The sequence below is a fragment of the Massilia sp. UYP11 genome (assembly GCF_050434805.1).
GTDB lineage: Bacteria > Pseudomonadota > Gammaproteobacteria > Burkholderiales > Burkholderiaceae_D > Telluria.
Window position 1 is genome coordinate 374,061 of the sequence record NZ_JBNDJE010000002.1, and the last position, 15,328, is coordinate 389,388.

Consider the following 15,328-nt stretch of genomic DNA (forward strand, 5'->3'; position numbering starts at 1 on the left):
CCGCTACGCCGCCGGCTCGCTCAGTTTGCCGCTCAGCGCGCCGCTCATCGGGCCGGTGAGCGGCTCGGGCGCGACCTCCACGCGGTTGCGCCCGCCCGCCTTGGCCGCGTACAGGGCCGTATCGGCGCGCGCCATCAGGCTGGCGATGTGCTCGCCAGGTTGCAGCATGGCCATGCCGATGCTGACCGTACAGGACACGCCGGCCTCGCCCGCCCCCGCCGGCAGCGCGTGTTCGAGCGCGGCGCGCAGGCGCTGCGCCACCGCGAGCACCGTGCCGCCGTCGGCGTCGGGCAGCAGCACCGCGAACTCTTCGCCGCCCAGGCGCGCGCAGTAGTCGATCTTGCGGATGGCTTGCCGGGTGCGCTCGACGAGGTCGCGCAGCACCTGGTCGCCGACCCCGTGGCCATGGGTGTCATTGATGCGCTTGAAGTGGTCGGCATCCACCAGCAACAGGCCGAGACCGCTGCCACTGCGCCCGGCCCGCGCCAGCTCGCGCTCGGCGAAGGCGAAGAATGCGCGGCGCGAGGCGGCGCCGGTCAGGTGATCGTGGTCGGCGGCGTGCATGCTGGCGGCGATCAGGCGCGCATTGGCCATCATCACGGCGCCCAGCGTCAGCGCCGGCAGCGCCAGGGTGCCGATCGCAAAGAACACCATATTGTAGTTGCTCGCCTCGAGCAGCGAATAAGGCTGGTAGGCATCGATGGCGTAGAAGGCGCCGCGCCAGGCGTGGCCCACGCCCAGCACCAGGGCGGCGCAGCGGGTGAAGATGAACGAATAGCGCAGGCGCGGCTCGGCCGGCGCGCGCAAGGCGACGCCGATCGCGAAACAGACGGCGCTGTGGTAGATCGACATCGCCACGATGCGCAGCGGCGGCGAATCGACGGCAAGATGGAAGAACACGAGCGCGGACATGGCGGCCAGCGCCCCGCACGCCAGCATCCGCCACGGGACCGAGCGCCCCAGGAAACGGCGAAAGCCCGCATAGCACATCGTGATCGTGCCCATGTAGAGCGCGTTGGCCACCTCGATGCTCAGGAAATCGGGGACCAGCCCGCGCCCGGCGAACAGCGTCAGCGCCACCACCGCCAGCAGGTTCGCCCGTCGCCACTCACGGATACCCGCCACCTCGCTCTTGGCGAGCGACGACAGGACCAGCAGCATGACACCGGACAAGGCGGTGGTCACCAATAACAAACTTACGGCATTTAATATCGGCACAGCAATAAGGCGGGTAGTAACGCGGCGGGTGGACACACCGGCATGGCGGCACGGCGGCGACGAATGGGCGCCATCGTGTCAGGCCAGGCTCCGGGGCGCCGTGCGCCCTTGCCTTTCGCCGCATGCACGCCTCGGCCCATGGGAGTCGTCATGATACCAAGAAACCCCGTGGAATCTATCCAATTATTGCGGGCGCACAACAGACAACGCGTGCGTGCCGCTAGGCGCCGTCGTCGGCCAGGTCGGCCCCAGCGGCGGGCGCGCCGCGCGCCTTCTTGGCCGCGCGCTTGCGGCGCGACTCCTTGGGATCGGCCACGAGCGGCCGGTAGATTTCGATGCGGTCGCGCTCGCGCAGTACGGTGTCGAGCGTCTTTTTCTTGGCATAGATGCCGACCGGCTGCGTCGTCAGGTTGATGTCGGGAAAGGCCTGGAGCACGCCGCTGCGCTCGATCGCCTCGCCGATGGTCGTGCCCGCGTCGACCTGCATCGGGTGCAGCCATTCGACCCGGTCGCTGGCATAGCACACCGAAATGCGCAGCGTCTCAGCCATACAGCGCCTCGGCGCGCTTGCAGAACGAGTCGACCATGCTGTTGGCGATCATTCCGAATACGGGGCCGACGATCTGCGCCAGGATCACGCTCGAGAACTCGTACTGCATGTCGAAATCGATCTTGCAGGCATCTTCACGCAGGGCCTTGAAACTCCAGGTTGCCTCCAGCATCTTGAAAGGACCGTCCACCAGGTGCATCTTCATCTGGGTCGGGCGCTGGTTGTGGTTCGCCGTCGTGAAGCTTTGCTTAACGCCGTGGAAATTGATCTGCAGGCTGGCGACCAGTTTGTCGTCAGTCCGCTCCACCACCTTGACGCCCGCACACCAGGGCAGGAACTTGGGGTAATCCTCGACCTTGGCGACCAGGTCGAACATCTGTTCTGCGCTATAGCCAAGGAAAACTGATTTGTGCACTACTGCCATTGGTCAACCGTTTGTTATGATGTTGGTCATTTGCATGCGCCGTTTGTTGGCGCAATGGCAGTAGTTTAACCGACACGCGAATTTTCGCCTTTTCATGAGCATCGCTGACAATAAAAAAGCATTTTTTGACTACTTCATCGAAGACCGCTACGAAGCGGGCCTGGTGCTGGAGGGTTGGGAAGTAAAAGCCATCCGCGAAGGGCGGGTGCAGATCAAGGAAGCCTATGTGCTCGTCCGCAACGGCGAGCTCTACCTGTTCGGCGCGCACGTCAGTGCGTTGACGACGACTTCCACCTTCAGCCACCCGGAGGCGCTGCGCTCGCGCAAGCTGCTGCTGCACCGCGCCGAGATCGACAAGCTGATCGGCAAGGTCGAGCGCGCCGGGTTCACGCTGGTGCCGCTCAACCTGCACATGAAGAAAGGCCGCGTGAAATGCGAGATCGGCCTGGCCAAGGGCAAGAAGCAGCACGACAAGCGCGCCACCGAGAAGGACCGCGACGCCAAGCGCGAAGTCAACCAGGCCATGAAGACCAACCGCCGCTGACGCGGCCGTGGTGTGGGCGGACGTGTCAGGCGCCCAGCGCGCCCGGCGCCACCGCGCTGCGCACCGACAGGCGCCAGGCGCCAAAGCTCAGCAGCAGGCCGGCCGCCACGCCCAGCGCCAGTTTCAGGGCGCTGTCGAACAGCAGCGGCGCCACCAGGCCCGACACCAGCGCGAACGACATCATCTGGATGAAGCCGACCATCGACGAGGCCAGGCCGCGGTTGCGCGGAAACAGGCCCATCGCGGTCAACTGCAGCGCCGGCATCGCCACCGCGAGGCCGAAGGTATAGACGAACAGCGGCAGCACCGACCACGGCACGCTGGCCGGGAACAGCGCGTGATAACCGACGTTGAGCGCCACGCCCAGCGCCATCAGCACGTAGCCGGTCCGCATCATGGCGCCGGGGGTCGCGCCGGGGGTCGCACGGTGAGCGCGCCTGCCGCCCCAGGCCGAGCCCACCACCATGCCTCCCACCAGCGGGATGAACATCCACGCGAACGCCGTCTCGGGCAGGCCAAGGATCTCCATCACGAAGTTCGAGGCCGAACCGATGTAGAGCGACAGGCCGCTGAAGGCCAGGCCCACCGACAGCGCCAGGAACACGAATTGCGGGTTGCGCAGCACCATCAGGTAGTTGCGGCCGATGGTTCCGGGGTGGAAGGCCTGGCGCTTGTCGACCGGCAGGCTTTCGGGCAGCATTTTCATGACCAGGACGATCAGCGCCGCGCCGAACACGGCCAGGAACACGAACGACGCGCGCCAGCCGAAGTGCACGTGCAGCCAGCCGCCCAGGATCGGGGCGATGGCCGGCGCCAGGCCGAACACCATCATGATGTGCGACATCATGCGCTGGGCTTGCGCGCCCGAAAAACGGTCTTGCACGATGGCCTGGCCGATCACCGAACCGGCGCCGGCCGACAGGCCCTGCAGCGCGCGAAACACCAGCAGCCAGCCGAAGCTCGGCGCCCACGCCGCGCCGATCGAGGCCAGCGTGTAGACCAGGAGCGCGGCCAGGATCACGGGCCGGCGGCCGAAGGAATCCGACAGCGTGCCGTAGAACAGCATCATGAAGGCGAACGTGAACAGGAACACGCTCAGGGTCTGTTGCACGGCCACCGGGCCGACCCCGAATTCGACGCCGATCGCCGGCATCGACGGCAGATAGGTATCGATGGCCAGGGCGCCGATCATGCCGAGGCAGGCGAGGATGACGGTGAGGAGCTTTTGCATGTACTACACTTTCGGGATCATTGCGAATGGGCGCCTGGATACCGCACGATGCGATCGTCAGGGGGACGCGATTGTACGCCATGTCGCCCCCTTCAATCCTCACCGATCCTCACCCCGTGCTGCGGCGCGGTCGCCCCGGCGTCGCCCTACGGCGCGCGCAGCGACAGGCCGAAGCGGTCCAGGCGCGGCATCCAGTCTTCCTGGTAGGCGGCCGACACCAGGATGCGCTCGGCGCGGCCGATCAGCTTCTCGCGCGGCACCAGGCCGATCACGCGCGAATCGGCGCTGTCGTTGCGGTTGTCGCCCAACATCAGGTACTGGCCGGCCGGGACGCGCAACGGGTCGAAGCTGCGCGGCGCCGCAACGCCCGGCAAGACCTGGATGCGCTGGCGCGTGCCCGCCACCCGCTCTTCCAGCCGGATGGCGTCGACCGCGTGGCCGCGGCTGCGCTCGCGCGCCTCGCCCAGCACCGAATAGCTGGCGCCCTCGCCATTGATGAACAGGCGGTCGCCCCGCATCTCGACCAGGTCGCCCGGCACGGCCAGCACGCGCTTGATCAGGCGGATGTCGTCGTGCGGCGCGTGAAATACGACCATGTCGCCGCGCGCCGGCTCGCCCAGGTGCGCCACGCTCCGCTCGGTCAATGGTATCTTGAGGTCGAAGGCCATGCGGTTGATCAGCACCACGTCGCCCTCCAGCAGGTTCGGCCGCATCGAGCCGCTCGGGATCGGGCTCCAGTCGGCCACCGCGCTGCGAAACACGCCGAACAACAGCAGGAACATCAGGAAGCCCTTGTTGGCGCGTACGAAGTTTCTCATGGACGGCTCCTCGGTGAATGGAGCGCCAAGCATAGCCGTCGCCATCGTATCAAGGCTTAACAGTTCGTTAAGTCAATTGCAGGCGAAGGGGCGCCGGTGTCACCGGGTTGTCATATTTGACATCTACACTGACTGCGGGACGACTACGACCGCAGAATATGGACATGAAGAAAAAGGCCATCGAGGCTGAGCTCAAACAATTTTCCGACAGTGGCGCCTACCTGAACCGCGAACTGTCGCTGCTCGAATTCAACCGCCGCGTGCTGGCCCAGGCCGAAGACCCGTCGGTTCCCCTGCTCGAACGCCTGCGCTTCTTGTGCATCGTGGCGAGCAACCTGGACGAGTTCTTCGAAGTGCGGGTCGCCAGCCTGCTGGCCCAGTACCAGATCGACCGCGACAGCGGCGCCCTGCCCGACGTCCTGGCGGCCGACCTGGAACGCGCCAGCGCCGAATGCCGCCACCTGATCGCCCGCCAGTACAGCCTGTTCAACACCGAGATCCAGCCGCAACTGTCCGAGCACGGCATCCATCTGCTGCACCGCAGCGAACGCAACCCCGCCCAGCGCGCCTGGGTCAAGCAGTACTTCGACAACGAGGTGCGCCCGCTGCTCACGCCGATCGGGCTCGATCCGGCCCATCCCTTCCCGCGCGTGATCAACAAGAGCCTGAACTTCATCGTGGAGCTCAGCGGCAAGGACGCCTTCGGGCGCGGCTCGGGCATCGCGATCATGAAGGCGCCGCGCGTGCTGCCGCGCGTGATCCGGCTGCCCGACGAGCTCTCGGACAAGAAAGGCGCCTCCTACTGCATGCTGTCGTCGGTGATCCAGGCCCACATGGCCGACCTGTTCACCGGCCGCGAGGTGGTGTCGCACTCGCAATTCCGCGTCACCCGCAACAGCGACCTGTGGGTCGACGAGGAAGAAGTGAAGAACCTGCGCCAGGCGCTGCGCAGCGAGTTGCACAGCCGCCAGTACGGCTTCGCCGTGCGCCTGGAGGTGGGCCGCTCCTGCCCCGAGCACCTGTCGGACTTCCTGCTCGACCAGTTCCAGATCGACCGCAGCCGCCTGTTCACGGTCGACGGCCCGGTCAACCTGGGCCGGCTGCTCGAGATCGTCAACGCCAACGACCAGGCGGAACTGAAATTCCCGCCCTTCGTGCCCGGCTATGCCGGCAAGCTGTCCGGCCCGGACCTGTTCGCCACCCTGCGCAAGCACGACGCGCTGCTGCACCACCCGTTCGAGTCGTTCCAGCCGGTGATCAACTTCATCGGGTGCGCGGCGGCCGATCCCAACGTGGTGGCGATCAAGCAGACCATCTACCGCGCCGGCAGCAATTCGGAGCTGGTCGAAGCGCTGATCGAGGCCGCGCGGCGCGGCAAGGAAGTCACCGTCATCGTCGAACTGATGGCGCGCTTCGACGAGGAAGCCAACATCAATTGGGCCGAGAAGCTCGAGCAGGCCGGGGCCCAGGTGGTGTATGGCGTGGTGGGCCTCAAGACCCATGCCAAGATGGCCCTGGTGCTGCGCCGCGAACCCAGTGGCCTGCGCCGCTACGCCCATCTCGGCACCGGCAACTACAACCCGACGACGGCCAAGTTCTATACCGACATGGGCCTCCTGACCGCCGATCCGGAACTCACCGCCGACGTCAACGAGGTGTTCATCCACCTCACCAGCATGACCCGGCCCAGGCAGCTGGCCAGCATCTGGCTGGCGCCGTTCTCGCTGCAGAAAGAGATCGTGCGCGCGATCCGCCAGGAAGCCGAGATCGCGCGCCATGGCCGGCCGGGCCGCATCATCGCCAAGATGAATTCGCTCACCGACGAATCGGTGATCAAGGCGCTGTACGAGGCCTCGCAGGCCGGAGTCAAGATCGACCTCATCGTGCGCGGCGCCTGCTCGCTGCGGCCGGGCGTGGACGGCCTGTCCGACAACATCAAGGTGCGCTCGATCGTCGGCCGCTTCCTGGAGCACACCCGCATCTTTTACTTCCGCAACGACTTGAAGCACGACGTGGTGCTCAGCAGCGCGGACTGGATGAACCGCAACCTGTTCCGCCGGGTCGAAGTCGCATTCCCGATCCGCTCGACCGCGCTCAAGCGGCGCGTGCTGCGCGAGGGGCTGCACCCCTACCTGAAGGACAACGTCAATGCCTGGGAGCTGGCGTCCGACGGCCATTACCGGCGCCGCAAGGCGCGCGGCAAGCAGCCGCAGTACAGCGCGCAGCAGGTGCTGATGGACATGCTCGGCGCCGCCAGCCTCAAAGGGGACGCCAACGACAAGGAGACCGACAATGGAACTGATCCTGTGGCGCCACGCTGAGGCCGAGCCGGGCGAGCCGGATGCGGCGCGCGCACTCACGCCCAAGGGCCAACGCCACGCCGCGCGCATGGGCGCCTGGCTCGACCGCAAGCTTCCGCCCGCCTGCCGCATCCTGGTGAGCCCGGCCAGGCGCTGCATCCAGACCGTCGAGGCGCTGGGACGGCGCTACGAGGTGGTCGAGGCGCTCAGCACCGACTCGAGCGCGGAGGCGATCATCGCCGCCTGCGGCTGGCCCGGGCACCGCCAGCCGGCGCTGATCGTCGGCCACCAGCCGCTACTGGGGCAAGTCGCGTCGATGGTCGTGTGCGGAGACAAGCAGGATTGGCGCATCCGCAAGGCGGGCGTGTTCTGGATCGAGCACAAGGGGGCGGACGGCGTACCCTTTATCCGGCTGGTGGCGGGGCCCGACGTGATCGGCAAATTGCGCTGAACGGCGTGGGGTTGGCGGCTTGCTGCAATGCGGTGATGGTGATCGGCTCCGGTATCGCGCCGAATGATCTAGTGGCAATCTATCACCGCGTCGGCGGCAAAGCCGCCGACCCTACCGCACCTGGAAGCCGATTCCGACCTCATTCCAGTTGCCCTCTTCCTTCTCGAACCACGGCGCCAGCGTCGGATGGCGCGCCAGCAGTTCCGGCGGCAGGTCGATCTCGATCCTGCTCTTCATGCGCAGGCGCAGGCCGCCGATGTCGTTGTCGGCGCGCGCGTGCATGAACACCACCGCCAGGCGCAGCGCCAGCACCGCCTTGGCCAGGTCGGGATCGATCAGCGCGTCGCGGATCTTGCGCAGATTGCCCTTCTGCCCCAGCACCAGGGTCGCCAGCAGGCGCTGCTCGCGCGTGGTGAAGCCGCCCAGGTCGGCGTGCTCGACGATGTAGGCGCCGTGCTTGTGGGCCCCGCTCATCGAGATGGCCAGGCCGATCTCGTGCAGCATGCCGCTCCAGGCCAGGTAGTGCGGCTGGCTGTCGGCCTGCGGCTGCAGGCGTTCGTACAGCAGGGTCGCGATGCCGCAGGTGCGCAGCGCGCGCTGGGTGTCGACCCGGAAGCGCTGCATGCAGGAGCGGACCGCGGCGTCGCGCCGGTCGCGCCGGTTGGCGCGCAGCTCGAGGTCGGACAGCACGCCCAGGCGCAGCCCGGCATTGACCACCTGCAGGCGCTCGACCTTCAGCTCCTGCATGGCGCCGATGAGCACCGTCAGGCCGCCGACCATCACCGGCACCCGGTCGCGCTTGACGCCCGGAAGCGAGACGGCTTCCACGTGGCCCAGCTCGATCAGCAGGTCGCGCAGCAGCAGCAGGCTGGCCTGCGACACCGCACCGTCGCCGATCGCGTTACGGCCGATGACTTCCGAAATGGCGCGCATGGTGCCGGACGAGCCGTAGGCGGCGTCCCAGCCCTGGGCGTGATACAGCGAGGCGGCGTCCTCGAAGCGGGCGCGCGCCGCGGTGACGGCGGCGTCGAAGGCGCGCGCGGTGATGCGGCCGTCGGGGAAATAGGCGCGCACCTGCGGCTGGGTGCCGATGCCGAACGACTCGACCAGGTGGATCTCGGCGCCGGCGCCGGCGATGACCTCGGTCGAGCCGCCGCCGATGTCGATCACCAGCCGCCGCTCGTCGTGGCGCTCGATGGCGCGGGTCACGCCCATGTAGATCAGGCGCCCCTCTTCCTCGCCCGAGATGATCTCGATCGGGTATCCGATCGCCGCTTCGAGCTGCGGCAGCAGCTGGTCGGCGTTCTTCGCCACGCGCATGGTGTTGGTGGCGACCACGCGCACGGCGTCGAGGTGGTATTCGTCGAGGATCTTGCGAAAGTCGTGCAGGCAGGCGATGGCGCCGCGCATCGCCGCCTCGCTGAGCATGTTCCGGCTGTCGAGCCCCGCCGCCAGGCGGATCGGATCGCGCGCGGTGCGCACGATGTGCATGCGGGCGCCGAGCGGCTCGCCGATGTGCAGGCGGAAGCTGTTGGACCCGAGGTCGACTGCTGCAAACATGAGGCCCTTTCGAGAATGGACGAATCCCGCGGCCAGCTCATGCTGTGCGGAATCGACTGGCGCCAAGTATACAGCGTGGCGCGGGCCGTCACCAACCCCGGCGCACCAAACGTGCCCCGGGCGCCGCGCGGCGCCGCCGGTTCAGCGGCGCTGGCGGGCGCTCGGCGTGCGGCGCAGGCAGGACCAGGCGCCGACCAGGCAGGGAATGCCAAGCGTGACGGCGGACAGGGCGTCCCAGATGCCGTCACCCAGCAGGGCCGAGATGAGGCCGATGGTGGTCAGGATGGCGAGCACGATCGGCGCGCCCCAGATCTGCATCGGGCTTCGGCCAGCGGCGCGGCTCATGGTGCGGCTCATGGTGCGGCTCACGACCCGCCCCCCTCGCGCGCCAGCGCCGGCGCCCCGTGGCCACATGCCGGCGCGTGCTTGTCCAGGGCCGCGGCCTTGGCCGTCGCGTTGGCGGTCTTGCCGCGCTTGACCCACAGGTACAGGCCCGTCACCAGGATCCCGATGGTCGCCAGGTCGAGCACCGCCCACAGGAATTTCATCCACTGGCCGCCGTAGTCGCCGAAGTGCAGCGGTTGCGACACCAGCAGCGCTTTCAGGTACCACGGCAGTTCGGGCGCGTCGGTCAGTTCGCCGGTGTGGGCGTCGACCAGCACCGGCCGGTGCATGCGCGAGCTGAACGGTTCGTCGCCGTTCATGTAGATGCCGTAGTGGTGGGCGCTGGTGAAGTCCGTTCCCGGGAAGGCCACGAAGGCGACCCGCATGCCCGGCAGCCGCTCCCTGGCCTTTTCGATCGCGTCGTGCACCGAGGCGGTATGCGGCTGCGGCGCCTTGTCCTTGTACTGGGCCAGGATCTCGCTGAGCTCGTTTTGCTGGTAATACTTGAGCATCAGGTCGGCCCAGGTATTGATCATGCCGGTGCCGCCGACCACGAACAGCCAGGTGAGCGTGACGATGCCCAGCAGGTTGTGCATGTCGAGCCATTTGAGGCGGCTGCTCTTTTCCTTGCGCACGGTGCCGAAATCGAGCTTGCGCATGAAGGGCGAGTACAGGACCGCGCCGCTGACGATCGCCACCAACAGCAACAGGGCCATCAACCCCAGGAACAGTTGGCCGGCCAGGCCCATGAACAGGTCGACGTGCAGCGCCAGCATGGTCGACATGAATGCGCCGCCCTCGAAGGCCGGCTCGGTGATCACCTGCGTGGTGCGCGCATCGACCGCGATCGGCTTGTAGTCGTGGTCGTGCATGTGGTCGGCCAGGGTCACGTTCCAGATCTCGGGCACGTCCGCTTCCTGGGAGATGAACATCGGCTTCTTGGACGGGTACAGCTCCTGGGCCGAGGCGATCACGGCGTCGACGTTGCCCATTGGCATCGGTTGCGACAGGGCCGGCGGCTCGACCTCGTTGCCCAGCAGGTGGCCGATCTCGTGGTAATAGATGAGCGGCAGGCCGGTCAGGCACAGCAGCAGCATGAAGGTGGTGCAGACCAGGCTGGACCACTTGTGAATCCAGCCCCAGCGGCGCAGGGAAACAGGTGACATGTTATTGGGTAAGCATAATAGCTAGCGACACAGACCACGAATAATAATCGTTCTCATTTACAGACGCAAGCTTCAGGCATAGAATGCGCGTCATCTCCATTGCATAAGAAGAGCAAGACACATGAATTCCCTGCGCCCGACCCTGAAGCCAACCCCCACCCCGGCCGCGCTGGCCGCCGCCCTCCTCGTCGCCATGACGGCGTCCGGCGCCGTATCGGCCCAGCAGAACGCGCCGGACACCGGCGAGAGCATCTCGACCGTCGTCGTGACCGCGTCGGCCGACGCTTCGGCCCAGGGCCTGCCCGCGGCCTATGCCGGCGGCCAGGTGGCGCGCGGCGGTCGCCTGGGCCTCTTGGGCAACGTCGACATCATGGACACCCCGTTCAACAGCACCAACTACACCCATGCGCTGATCCAGGACCAGCAGGCGCGCAGCGTGGCCGACGTGGTGCAGAACGACCCGTCGGTGCGGGTGGCGCGCGGCTTCGGCAATTACCAGGAGCTGTACATGATCCGCGGCTTCGCGGTCGGTTCGGACGACACCGCCTACAACGGCCTGTACGGCCTGCTGCCGCGCCAGTTCGTGGCCACCGAGCTGATGGAACGGGTGGAGGTGCTGCGCGGTGCGCACAGCTTCATCAACGGCGCGGCGCCGGCCGGCGGCAGCATCGGCGGCTCGATCAACATCCTGCCCAAGCGCGCCCCGAACCAGGAACTGAGCGAAGTCACCGTGGGTGTCGAAACCGGCGGCCAGGGCTACGGCGCCATCGACCTGGGCCGCCGCTTCGGCGAGGAAGGCCGCGCCGGCGTGCGCGTCAATGTGGCGCACCGCAACGGCGACACGGCGGTCGACCGCGAAGAGCGCGAGCTGTCCGTGTATTCGATCGGCGTCGACTACCGCGGCCGCGGCTACCGCCTGTCGGCCGACGTCGGCGCGCAGGACCACCAGCTGACCAATGCCCGTCCGAGCGTGGACCTGGCGCCCGGCCTGCCAATGATCGCGGCGCCGGATGCGAGCCACAACTTCGCCCAGCCCTGGACCGTCTCCAACGAGCGCCATACCTTCGGCACCGTGCGCGCCGAGGTCGACCTGGGCACCGACGCGGTGGCCTGGGCGGCCGCGGGCCTGCGCAACGGCCAGGAGTTCAACATCCTGGCCGGCATCGACGTCAACGCCGTCAATGGCGACGCCACCATGAGCCGCTTCGACAATATCCGCAAGGACCAGGTGCGCACCGGCGAAGTGGGCGTGCGCGGTTCGCTGCGCACGGGCGCCGTCAAGCATGTGCTGAGCGCGTCAGCGTCCGGTTTTCATTCCAAGTCGCGCAACGCCTACGGCATGAGCGACTTCGCCGGCTTCGGGTCCAACCTGTACGCGCCGCGCGACGTCGCGGCGCCGTCGCCGACCTTCTTCACCGGCGGCGACATGAGCGATCCGCTGGTGACCTCGAAGACCATCCTGTCGGGCCTGGCGGTCGCCGACACCATGTCGTTCATGGAGGACAAGGTGCTGGTCAACGTCGGCGTGCGCCACCAGCGCATCAAGGACTTCGGCTACGACTACAATACCGGGCTGGAGAATTCGGGCTACGAATCGAGCGAGAACACGCCATTCGCGGCCATCGTCTACAAGCCACGCAAGGACGTGTCGGTATATGCCAACTACAGCGAAGGCCTGCAGCGCGGCGCGGTCGCCTCGGGCGTCGACATAATCAACCAGGGCGAGGTCTTCGCACCCTACGTCGCGCGCCAGCGTGAAGCGGGCGTCAAGTACGACAGCGGCCGCTACGGCGTGACGGCCGCCGTGTTCTCGACCAGCCAGCCGAGCGCCTATGTCGAGAACCGCGTGTTCGGCGTGTTCGGCGAGCAGCGCAACCGCGGCCTCGAGCTGTCGGTGTTCGGCACCCCGATGCGCGGCCTGAAGCTGCTGGGGGGCCTGACCCTGATCGACGCCGAGCAGCGCGTGACGGCCGGCGGCGTGAACCAGGGCAAGGACGCGATCGGCGTGCCGGAAACGCAGCTGAACATCGGCGCCGACTGGGACGTGCCGGGCGTGGCCGGCCTGTCGCTGAACGCGCGCACCGTGTACACGTCGAAACAGTACGCCGACGGCGCCAACCTGCAAAAGCTGCCGTCGTGGACCCGCGTGGACCTGGGCGCCACCTACAGCACCCGCTTCATGGCCCGCGACCTGACCCTGCGCGCGCGCGTGGACAACGTCACGGACAAGAATTACTGGGCCTCGGCCGGCGGCTATCCGGGCGCGGGCTACCTGGTGCTGGCAGCGCCGCGCAGCGTGGTGGTGTCGGCGACCATGGGGTTCTGATGGCGATGTAACGCGTTGGCGGCTGCGCCGCCGACGCGCTCAACCGGCTCTCGGTGACCACCACGATTCATTGCGGCCGCAGGTCGTCCTTCACGGCGGCCAGCGCCATCCGGTCGACCAGGCCGGGCGCGATCAGCTTGAGCCAGCGCCCGATCCTGCCCTGGGCCGTCATCACGACTTCGCGCCGGCGCGCCTCCATCGCCTTGACGATCAGGCGCGCGCATTCCCCGACCGGCATCGCCTTCTCTTCCTTGAGCGCGCTGGCGCCCGCTTCCTCTCCCCTGGCGTTGAAGCCTCGGCAGCGGATGCGCGTGGCCACCACGCCCGGATAGGCCGTCGTCACGCTGACGCCCTCCTCCTTCAATTCGACCCGCAGCGCCTCGAAGAAGCCGCTCATGGCGAACTTGGTGGCGCAATACGCGGTGCGTCCCGGCACCCCGACCAGGCCAGCCAGCGACGACACCGCCACGATGGCGCCGCGGCTCGCCTTCAGGTGCGGCAGCGCGGCCTGGGTGCACCACACGCTGCCCCACAGGTTCACGCGCATCAGCTCCTCGTACCAGGCCAGGTTCTCGACCTCGTCGAACAGGGCGTGCGCCGAACGGCCGGCATTGTTGACCAGGACGTCGATGCGGCCGAAGTGGTCGACCGCCCGCGCGACCAGGCGCTGGCAATCGTCCTGGCGGCCGGCGTCGAAGGCCACCGTGAGCGTGTCGGCGCCGAGCGAGCGGCACTGGCCGGCGACCAGGTCGAGCGGCCCCTGGTTGCGCGCGGCCAGCACCAGCGCGACCCCGGCGCCGTGCCGGGCCGCGAGCTGGCGTGCGATCTCGGCGCCGATGCCATTGGACCCGCCGGTGACGATAAAGACGCGCTTCACTTGTGCACCTTCACGATCTGCAGCGCGCTGGCGATCATGGTGCTCATGTCGCCCAGGTTGGCCGGCACGATCAGGGTGTTGTTGGTCCCGGCCAGGTTCGCGAACGCGTCCACGTAGTGCTCGGCCACGCGCAGGCTGACCGCGTCCATGCCGCCCTTCGAGGCGATCGCCTCGCCCACCTGGCGCAGCGCCGATGCGCTGGCCTCGACCAGCGCCACGATGGCGGCCGCCTCGCCCATGGCGCGGTTGATCTCGGCCTGCTTCTCGCCTTCGGAGCGCGCGATGGCCGCCTCGCGCTCGCCGCTGGCGATGTTGATCTGCTCCTGGCGCCGGCCTTCCGAGGCCGCGATCAGCGCGCGCTTTTCGCGCTCGGCCGTGATCTGGGCCTGCATCGCCAGCAGGATCTCGGCCGGCGGCGTCAGGTCCTTGATCTCGTAGCGCAGCACCTTGACGCCCCAGTTGGCGGCCGACTCGTCGATGGCGTTGACGATGTGGGTGTTGATCAGGTCGCGTTCTTCGAAGGTCTTGTCCAGCTCCATGCGGCCGATCACCGAGCGCAACGTGGTCTGGGCCAGCTGCGTGATGGCCTGGATGTAGTTCGACGAACCGTAGGAGGCGCGCATGGCGTCGGTCACCTGGAAGTACAGGATGCCGTCCACGTGCAGTTGGGTGTTGTCGCGCGTGATGCAGACCTGGGGCGGTACGTCGAGCGGAATCTCCTTCAGGCTGTGCTTGTAGGCGACGCGGTCGACGAACGGCACCACGATGTTCAGGCCGGGGGCCAGGGTGGCGTGGTACTTGCCGAGGCGCTCGACCACCCAGGCGTTCTGCTGCGGCACCACGTTGATGGTCTTGAACACGAAGACCAGGGCAATGGCGAAGATCACGATCGCGACCACGCTGAAAGACGGTTCCATGTGCATCCTTTCTCGTTACGGGTTGTTCTTCCGTGCCGCTAGCGGCGGGCGACGATCAGGCGGTTGCCCCGGACCTCGACGATCTCGAAGTCGCCCGGCTCCGGCTCCAGCCCGGCGCGCAGCTCGACGTCCCACAGCGCGCCGCGGTACATCACGCGCGCGCGCCGCTCCTGCCACTGCGGCACGGTGACGCGCTGGCCGATGTCGAGGTTGATGCTGGGGTCGTTCGCGGCCTGGCCGCGTCCGTGCCGGGCATAGCGGGTACGGCGCAGGATCATGGTGGCGACGATGCCGACGATCGCCGCCGCCAGGGTCTGCAGCGGACCGCTGGCGCCCAGCCAGGCCGCGGCGGCGCCGGACAAGAGTCCGATCGCGATCATCAGCAGGTAGAAGGTGCCGATGAACAGCTCGGCGACGACCAGGATGCCGGCGCCGATCAGCCAGTACGTCCAGTCGGACATGTCAGGGTCTCCTCTCGTTAGACGAAATAAAAAACCCTCGCTACCCGGGATGGGTAACGAGGGTTCTGTACCGCCGCGCGACAAGCGCGGCGGTCATTCTC

At 67.5% G+C, this 15,328-nt stretch carries 15 protein-coding genes; 4 read left to right on the forward strand and 11 right to left on the reverse strand.

Going from position 1 to position 15,328, the window contains the following annotated elements:
• Window positions 1–3 precede the first annotated feature (3 nt).
• From ABIB38_RS05145 to ABIB38_RS05155, 3 genes are all read right to left on the reverse strand, one after another.
• Window positions 4–1,173, reverse strand: coding sequence for a diguanylate cyclase (locus ABIB38_RS05145; protein WP_429202330.1), 1,170 nt, complete (start codon window positions 1,171–1,173; stop codon window positions 4–6).
• Between the two features lie 265 nt (window positions 1,174–1,438).
• The gene (locus tag ABIB38_RS05150) at window positions 1,439–1,768 is read right to left on the reverse strand and encodes an RnfH family protein (RefSeq protein WP_429202332.1); all 330 of its coding nucleotides are present in this window, start codon (window positions 1,766–1,768) and stop codon (window positions 1,439–1,441) included.
• Entirely contained in the window at window positions 1,761–2,192 is a 432-nt protein-coding gene (locus ABIB38_RS05155) for a type II toxin-antitoxin system RatA family toxin (protein WP_208277973.1), read from the reverse strand. The genes ABIB38_RS05150 and ABIB38_RS05155 overlap by 8 nt, the downstream gene beginning before the upstream one ends.
• Window positions 2,193–2,286: 94 nt before the next feature.
• On the opposite strand from ABIB38_RS05155, the gene smpB reads away from it, so the two are divergent.
• A complete protein-coding gene (smpB, locus tag ABIB38_RS05160) occupies window positions 2,287–2,736 on the forward strand; it encodes an SsrA-binding protein SmpB (RefSeq protein ID WP_005667675.1) in 450 nt (149 codons plus the stop codon).
• Window positions 2,737–2,761: 25 nt separating this feature from the next.
• Here the strand turns inward: smpB and ABIB38_RS05165 are convergent, their stop codons facing one another.
• The gene (locus ABIB38_RS05165; RefSeq protein WP_429202334.1) at window positions 2,762–3,967 is read right to left on the reverse strand and encodes a multidrug effflux MFS transporter; all 1,206 of its coding nucleotides are present in this window, start codon (window positions 3,965–3,967) and stop codon (window positions 2,762–2,764) included.
• Between the two features lie 146 nt (window positions 3,968–4,113).
• Window positions 4,114–4,785 carry a signal peptidase I gene (lepB, locus tag ABIB38_RS05170; RefSeq protein ID WP_429202336.1) on the reverse strand — a complete coding sequence of 224 codons (672 nt, stop codon included), beginning with the start codon at window positions 4,783–4,785 and terminating at the stop codon, window positions 4,114–4,116.
• A gap of 158 nt (window positions 4,786–4,943) precedes the next feature.
• On the opposite strand from lepB, the gene ppk1 reads away from it, so the two are divergent.
• Window positions 4,944–7,106: a polyphosphate kinase 1 gene (gene ppk1 / locus ABIB38_RS05175; protein ID WP_429202338.1), complete on the forward strand. Its 2,163-nt coding sequence runs from the start codon at window positions 4,944–4,946 to the stop codon at window positions 7,104–7,106.
• Window positions 7,078–7,536 (forward strand): SixA phosphatase family protein, encoded by a 459-nt coding sequence (locus ABIB38_RS05180; protein WP_429202339.1) that lies wholly within the window; start codon window positions 7,078–7,080, stop codon window positions 7,534–7,536. The genes ppk1 and ABIB38_RS05180 overlap by 29 nt, the downstream gene beginning before the upstream one ends.
• A 111-nt stretch (window positions 7,537–7,647) precedes the next feature.
• On the opposite strand, the gene ABIB38_RS05185 is transcribed toward ABIB38_RS05180, so the two are convergent.
• The 3 genes from ABIB38_RS05185 to ABIB38_RS05195 all read right to left on the reverse strand — a co-directional run bounded on the left by ABIB38_RS05185 (window position 7,648) and on the right by ABIB38_RS05195 (window position 10,646).
• A complete protein-coding gene (locus ABIB38_RS05185; protein ID WP_429202341.1) occupies window positions 7,648–9,096 on the reverse strand; it encodes a Ppx/GppA phosphatase family protein in 1,449 nt (482 codons plus the stop codon).
• Between the two features lie 141 nt (window positions 9,097–9,237).
• Window positions 9,238–9,465, reverse strand: coding sequence for a hypothetical protein (locus ABIB38_RS05190; protein ID WP_429202343.1), 228 nt, complete (start codon window positions 9,463–9,465; stop codon window positions 9,238–9,240).
• Window positions 9,462–10,646: a PepSY-associated TM helix domain-containing protein gene (locus ABIB38_RS05195; RefSeq protein WP_429202345.1), complete on the reverse strand. Its 1,185-nt coding sequence runs from the start codon at window positions 10,644–10,646 to the stop codon at window positions 9,462–9,464. The genes ABIB38_RS05190 and ABIB38_RS05195 overlap by 4 nt, the downstream gene beginning before the upstream one ends.
• Before the next feature lie 121 nt (window positions 10,647–10,767).
• Here ABIB38_RS05195 and ABIB38_RS05200 point away from each other — a divergent pair, with 121 nt between their 5' ends.
• Window positions 10,768–12,972: a TonB-dependent receptor gene (locus ABIB38_RS05200; RefSeq protein WP_429202347.1), complete on the forward strand. Its 2,205-nt coding sequence runs from the start codon at window positions 10,768–10,770 to the stop codon at window positions 12,970–12,972.
• Between the two features lie 67 nt (window positions 12,973–13,039).
• On the opposite strand, the gene ABIB38_RS05205 is transcribed toward ABIB38_RS05200, so the two are convergent.
• Genes ABIB38_RS05205 through ABIB38_RS05215 form a run of 3 tightly spaced genes read right to left on the reverse strand, consistent with a single transcriptional unit; the run spans window position 13,040 to window position 15,227 of the window.
• Window positions 13,040–13,849 (reverse strand): SDR family oxidoreductase, encoded by an 810-nt coding sequence (locus ABIB38_RS05205; protein ID WP_429202349.1) that lies wholly within the window; start codon window positions 13,847–13,849, stop codon window positions 13,040–13,042.
• Window positions 13,846–14,766, reverse strand: a complete 921-nt coding sequence (locus ABIB38_RS05210) for an SPFH domain-containing protein (RefSeq protein ID WP_429202351.1) — start codon at window positions 14,764–14,766, stop codon at window positions 13,846–13,848. Before ABIB38_RS05210 ends, ABIB38_RS05205 begins: the two co-directional genes overlap by 4 nt.
• 38 nt (window positions 14,767–14,804) lie before the next feature.
• On the reverse strand, window positions 14,805–15,227 hold the full coding sequence (locus ABIB38_RS05215; protein ID WP_429202352.1) for an NfeD family protein: 423 nt from the start codon (window positions 15,225–15,227) through the stop codon (window positions 14,805–14,807).
• Window positions 15,228–15,328: the final 101 nt, after the last annotated feature.

What these genes read in the sequence shown, in the direction of transcription:
- ABIB38_RS05150 (WP_429202332.1), bottom strand. Translation starts at nt 1,768, where the DNA reads ATGGCTGAGACGCTGCGCATTTCGGTGTGCTATGCCAGCGACCGGGTC.
- ABIB38_RS05155 (WP_208277973.1), bottom strand. Translation starts at nt 2,192, where the DNA reads ATGGCAGTAGTGCACAAATCAGTTTTCCTTGGCTATAGCGCAGAACAG.
- smpB (WP_005667675.1), top strand. Translation starts at nt 2,287, where the DNA reads ATGAGCATCGCTGACAATAAAAAAGCATTTTTTGACTACTTCATCGAA.
- ABIB38_RS05165 (WP_429202334.1), bottom strand. Translation starts at nt 3,967, where the DNA reads ATGCAAAAGCTCCTCACCGTCATCCTCGCCTGCCTCGGCATGATCGGC.
- lepB (WP_429202336.1), bottom strand. Translation starts at nt 4,785, where the DNA reads ATGAGAAACTTCGTACGCGCCAACAAGGGCTTCCTGATGTTCCTGCTG.
- ppk1 (WP_429202338.1), top strand. Translation starts at nt 4,944, where the DNA reads ATGGACATGAAGAAAAAGGCCATCGAGGCTGAGCTCAAACAATTTTCC.
- ABIB38_RS05180 (WP_429202339.1), top strand. Translation starts at nt 7,078, where the DNA reads ATGGAACTGATCCTGTGGCGCCACGCTGAGGCCGAGCCGGGCGAGCCG.
- ABIB38_RS05185 (WP_429202341.1), bottom strand. Translation starts at nt 9,096, where the DNA reads ATGTTTGCAGCAGTCGACCTCGGGTCCAACAGCTTCCGCCTGCACATC.
- ABIB38_RS05195 (WP_429202345.1), bottom strand. Translation starts at nt 10,646, where the DNA reads ATGTCACCTGTTTCCCTGCGCCGCTGGGGCTGGATTCACAAGTGGTCC.
- ABIB38_RS05200 (WP_429202347.1), top strand. Translation starts at nt 10,768, where the DNA reads ATGAATTCCCTGCGCCCGACCCTGAAGCCAACCCCCACCCCGGCCGCG.
- ABIB38_RS05210 (WP_429202351.1), bottom strand. Translation starts at nt 14,766, where the DNA reads ATGGAACCGTCTTTCAGCGTGGTCGCGATCGTGATCTTCGCCATTGCC.
- ABIB38_RS05215 (WP_429202352.1), bottom strand. Translation starts at nt 15,227, where the DNA reads ATGTCCGACTGGACGTACTGGCTGATCGGCGCCGGCATCCTGGTCGTC.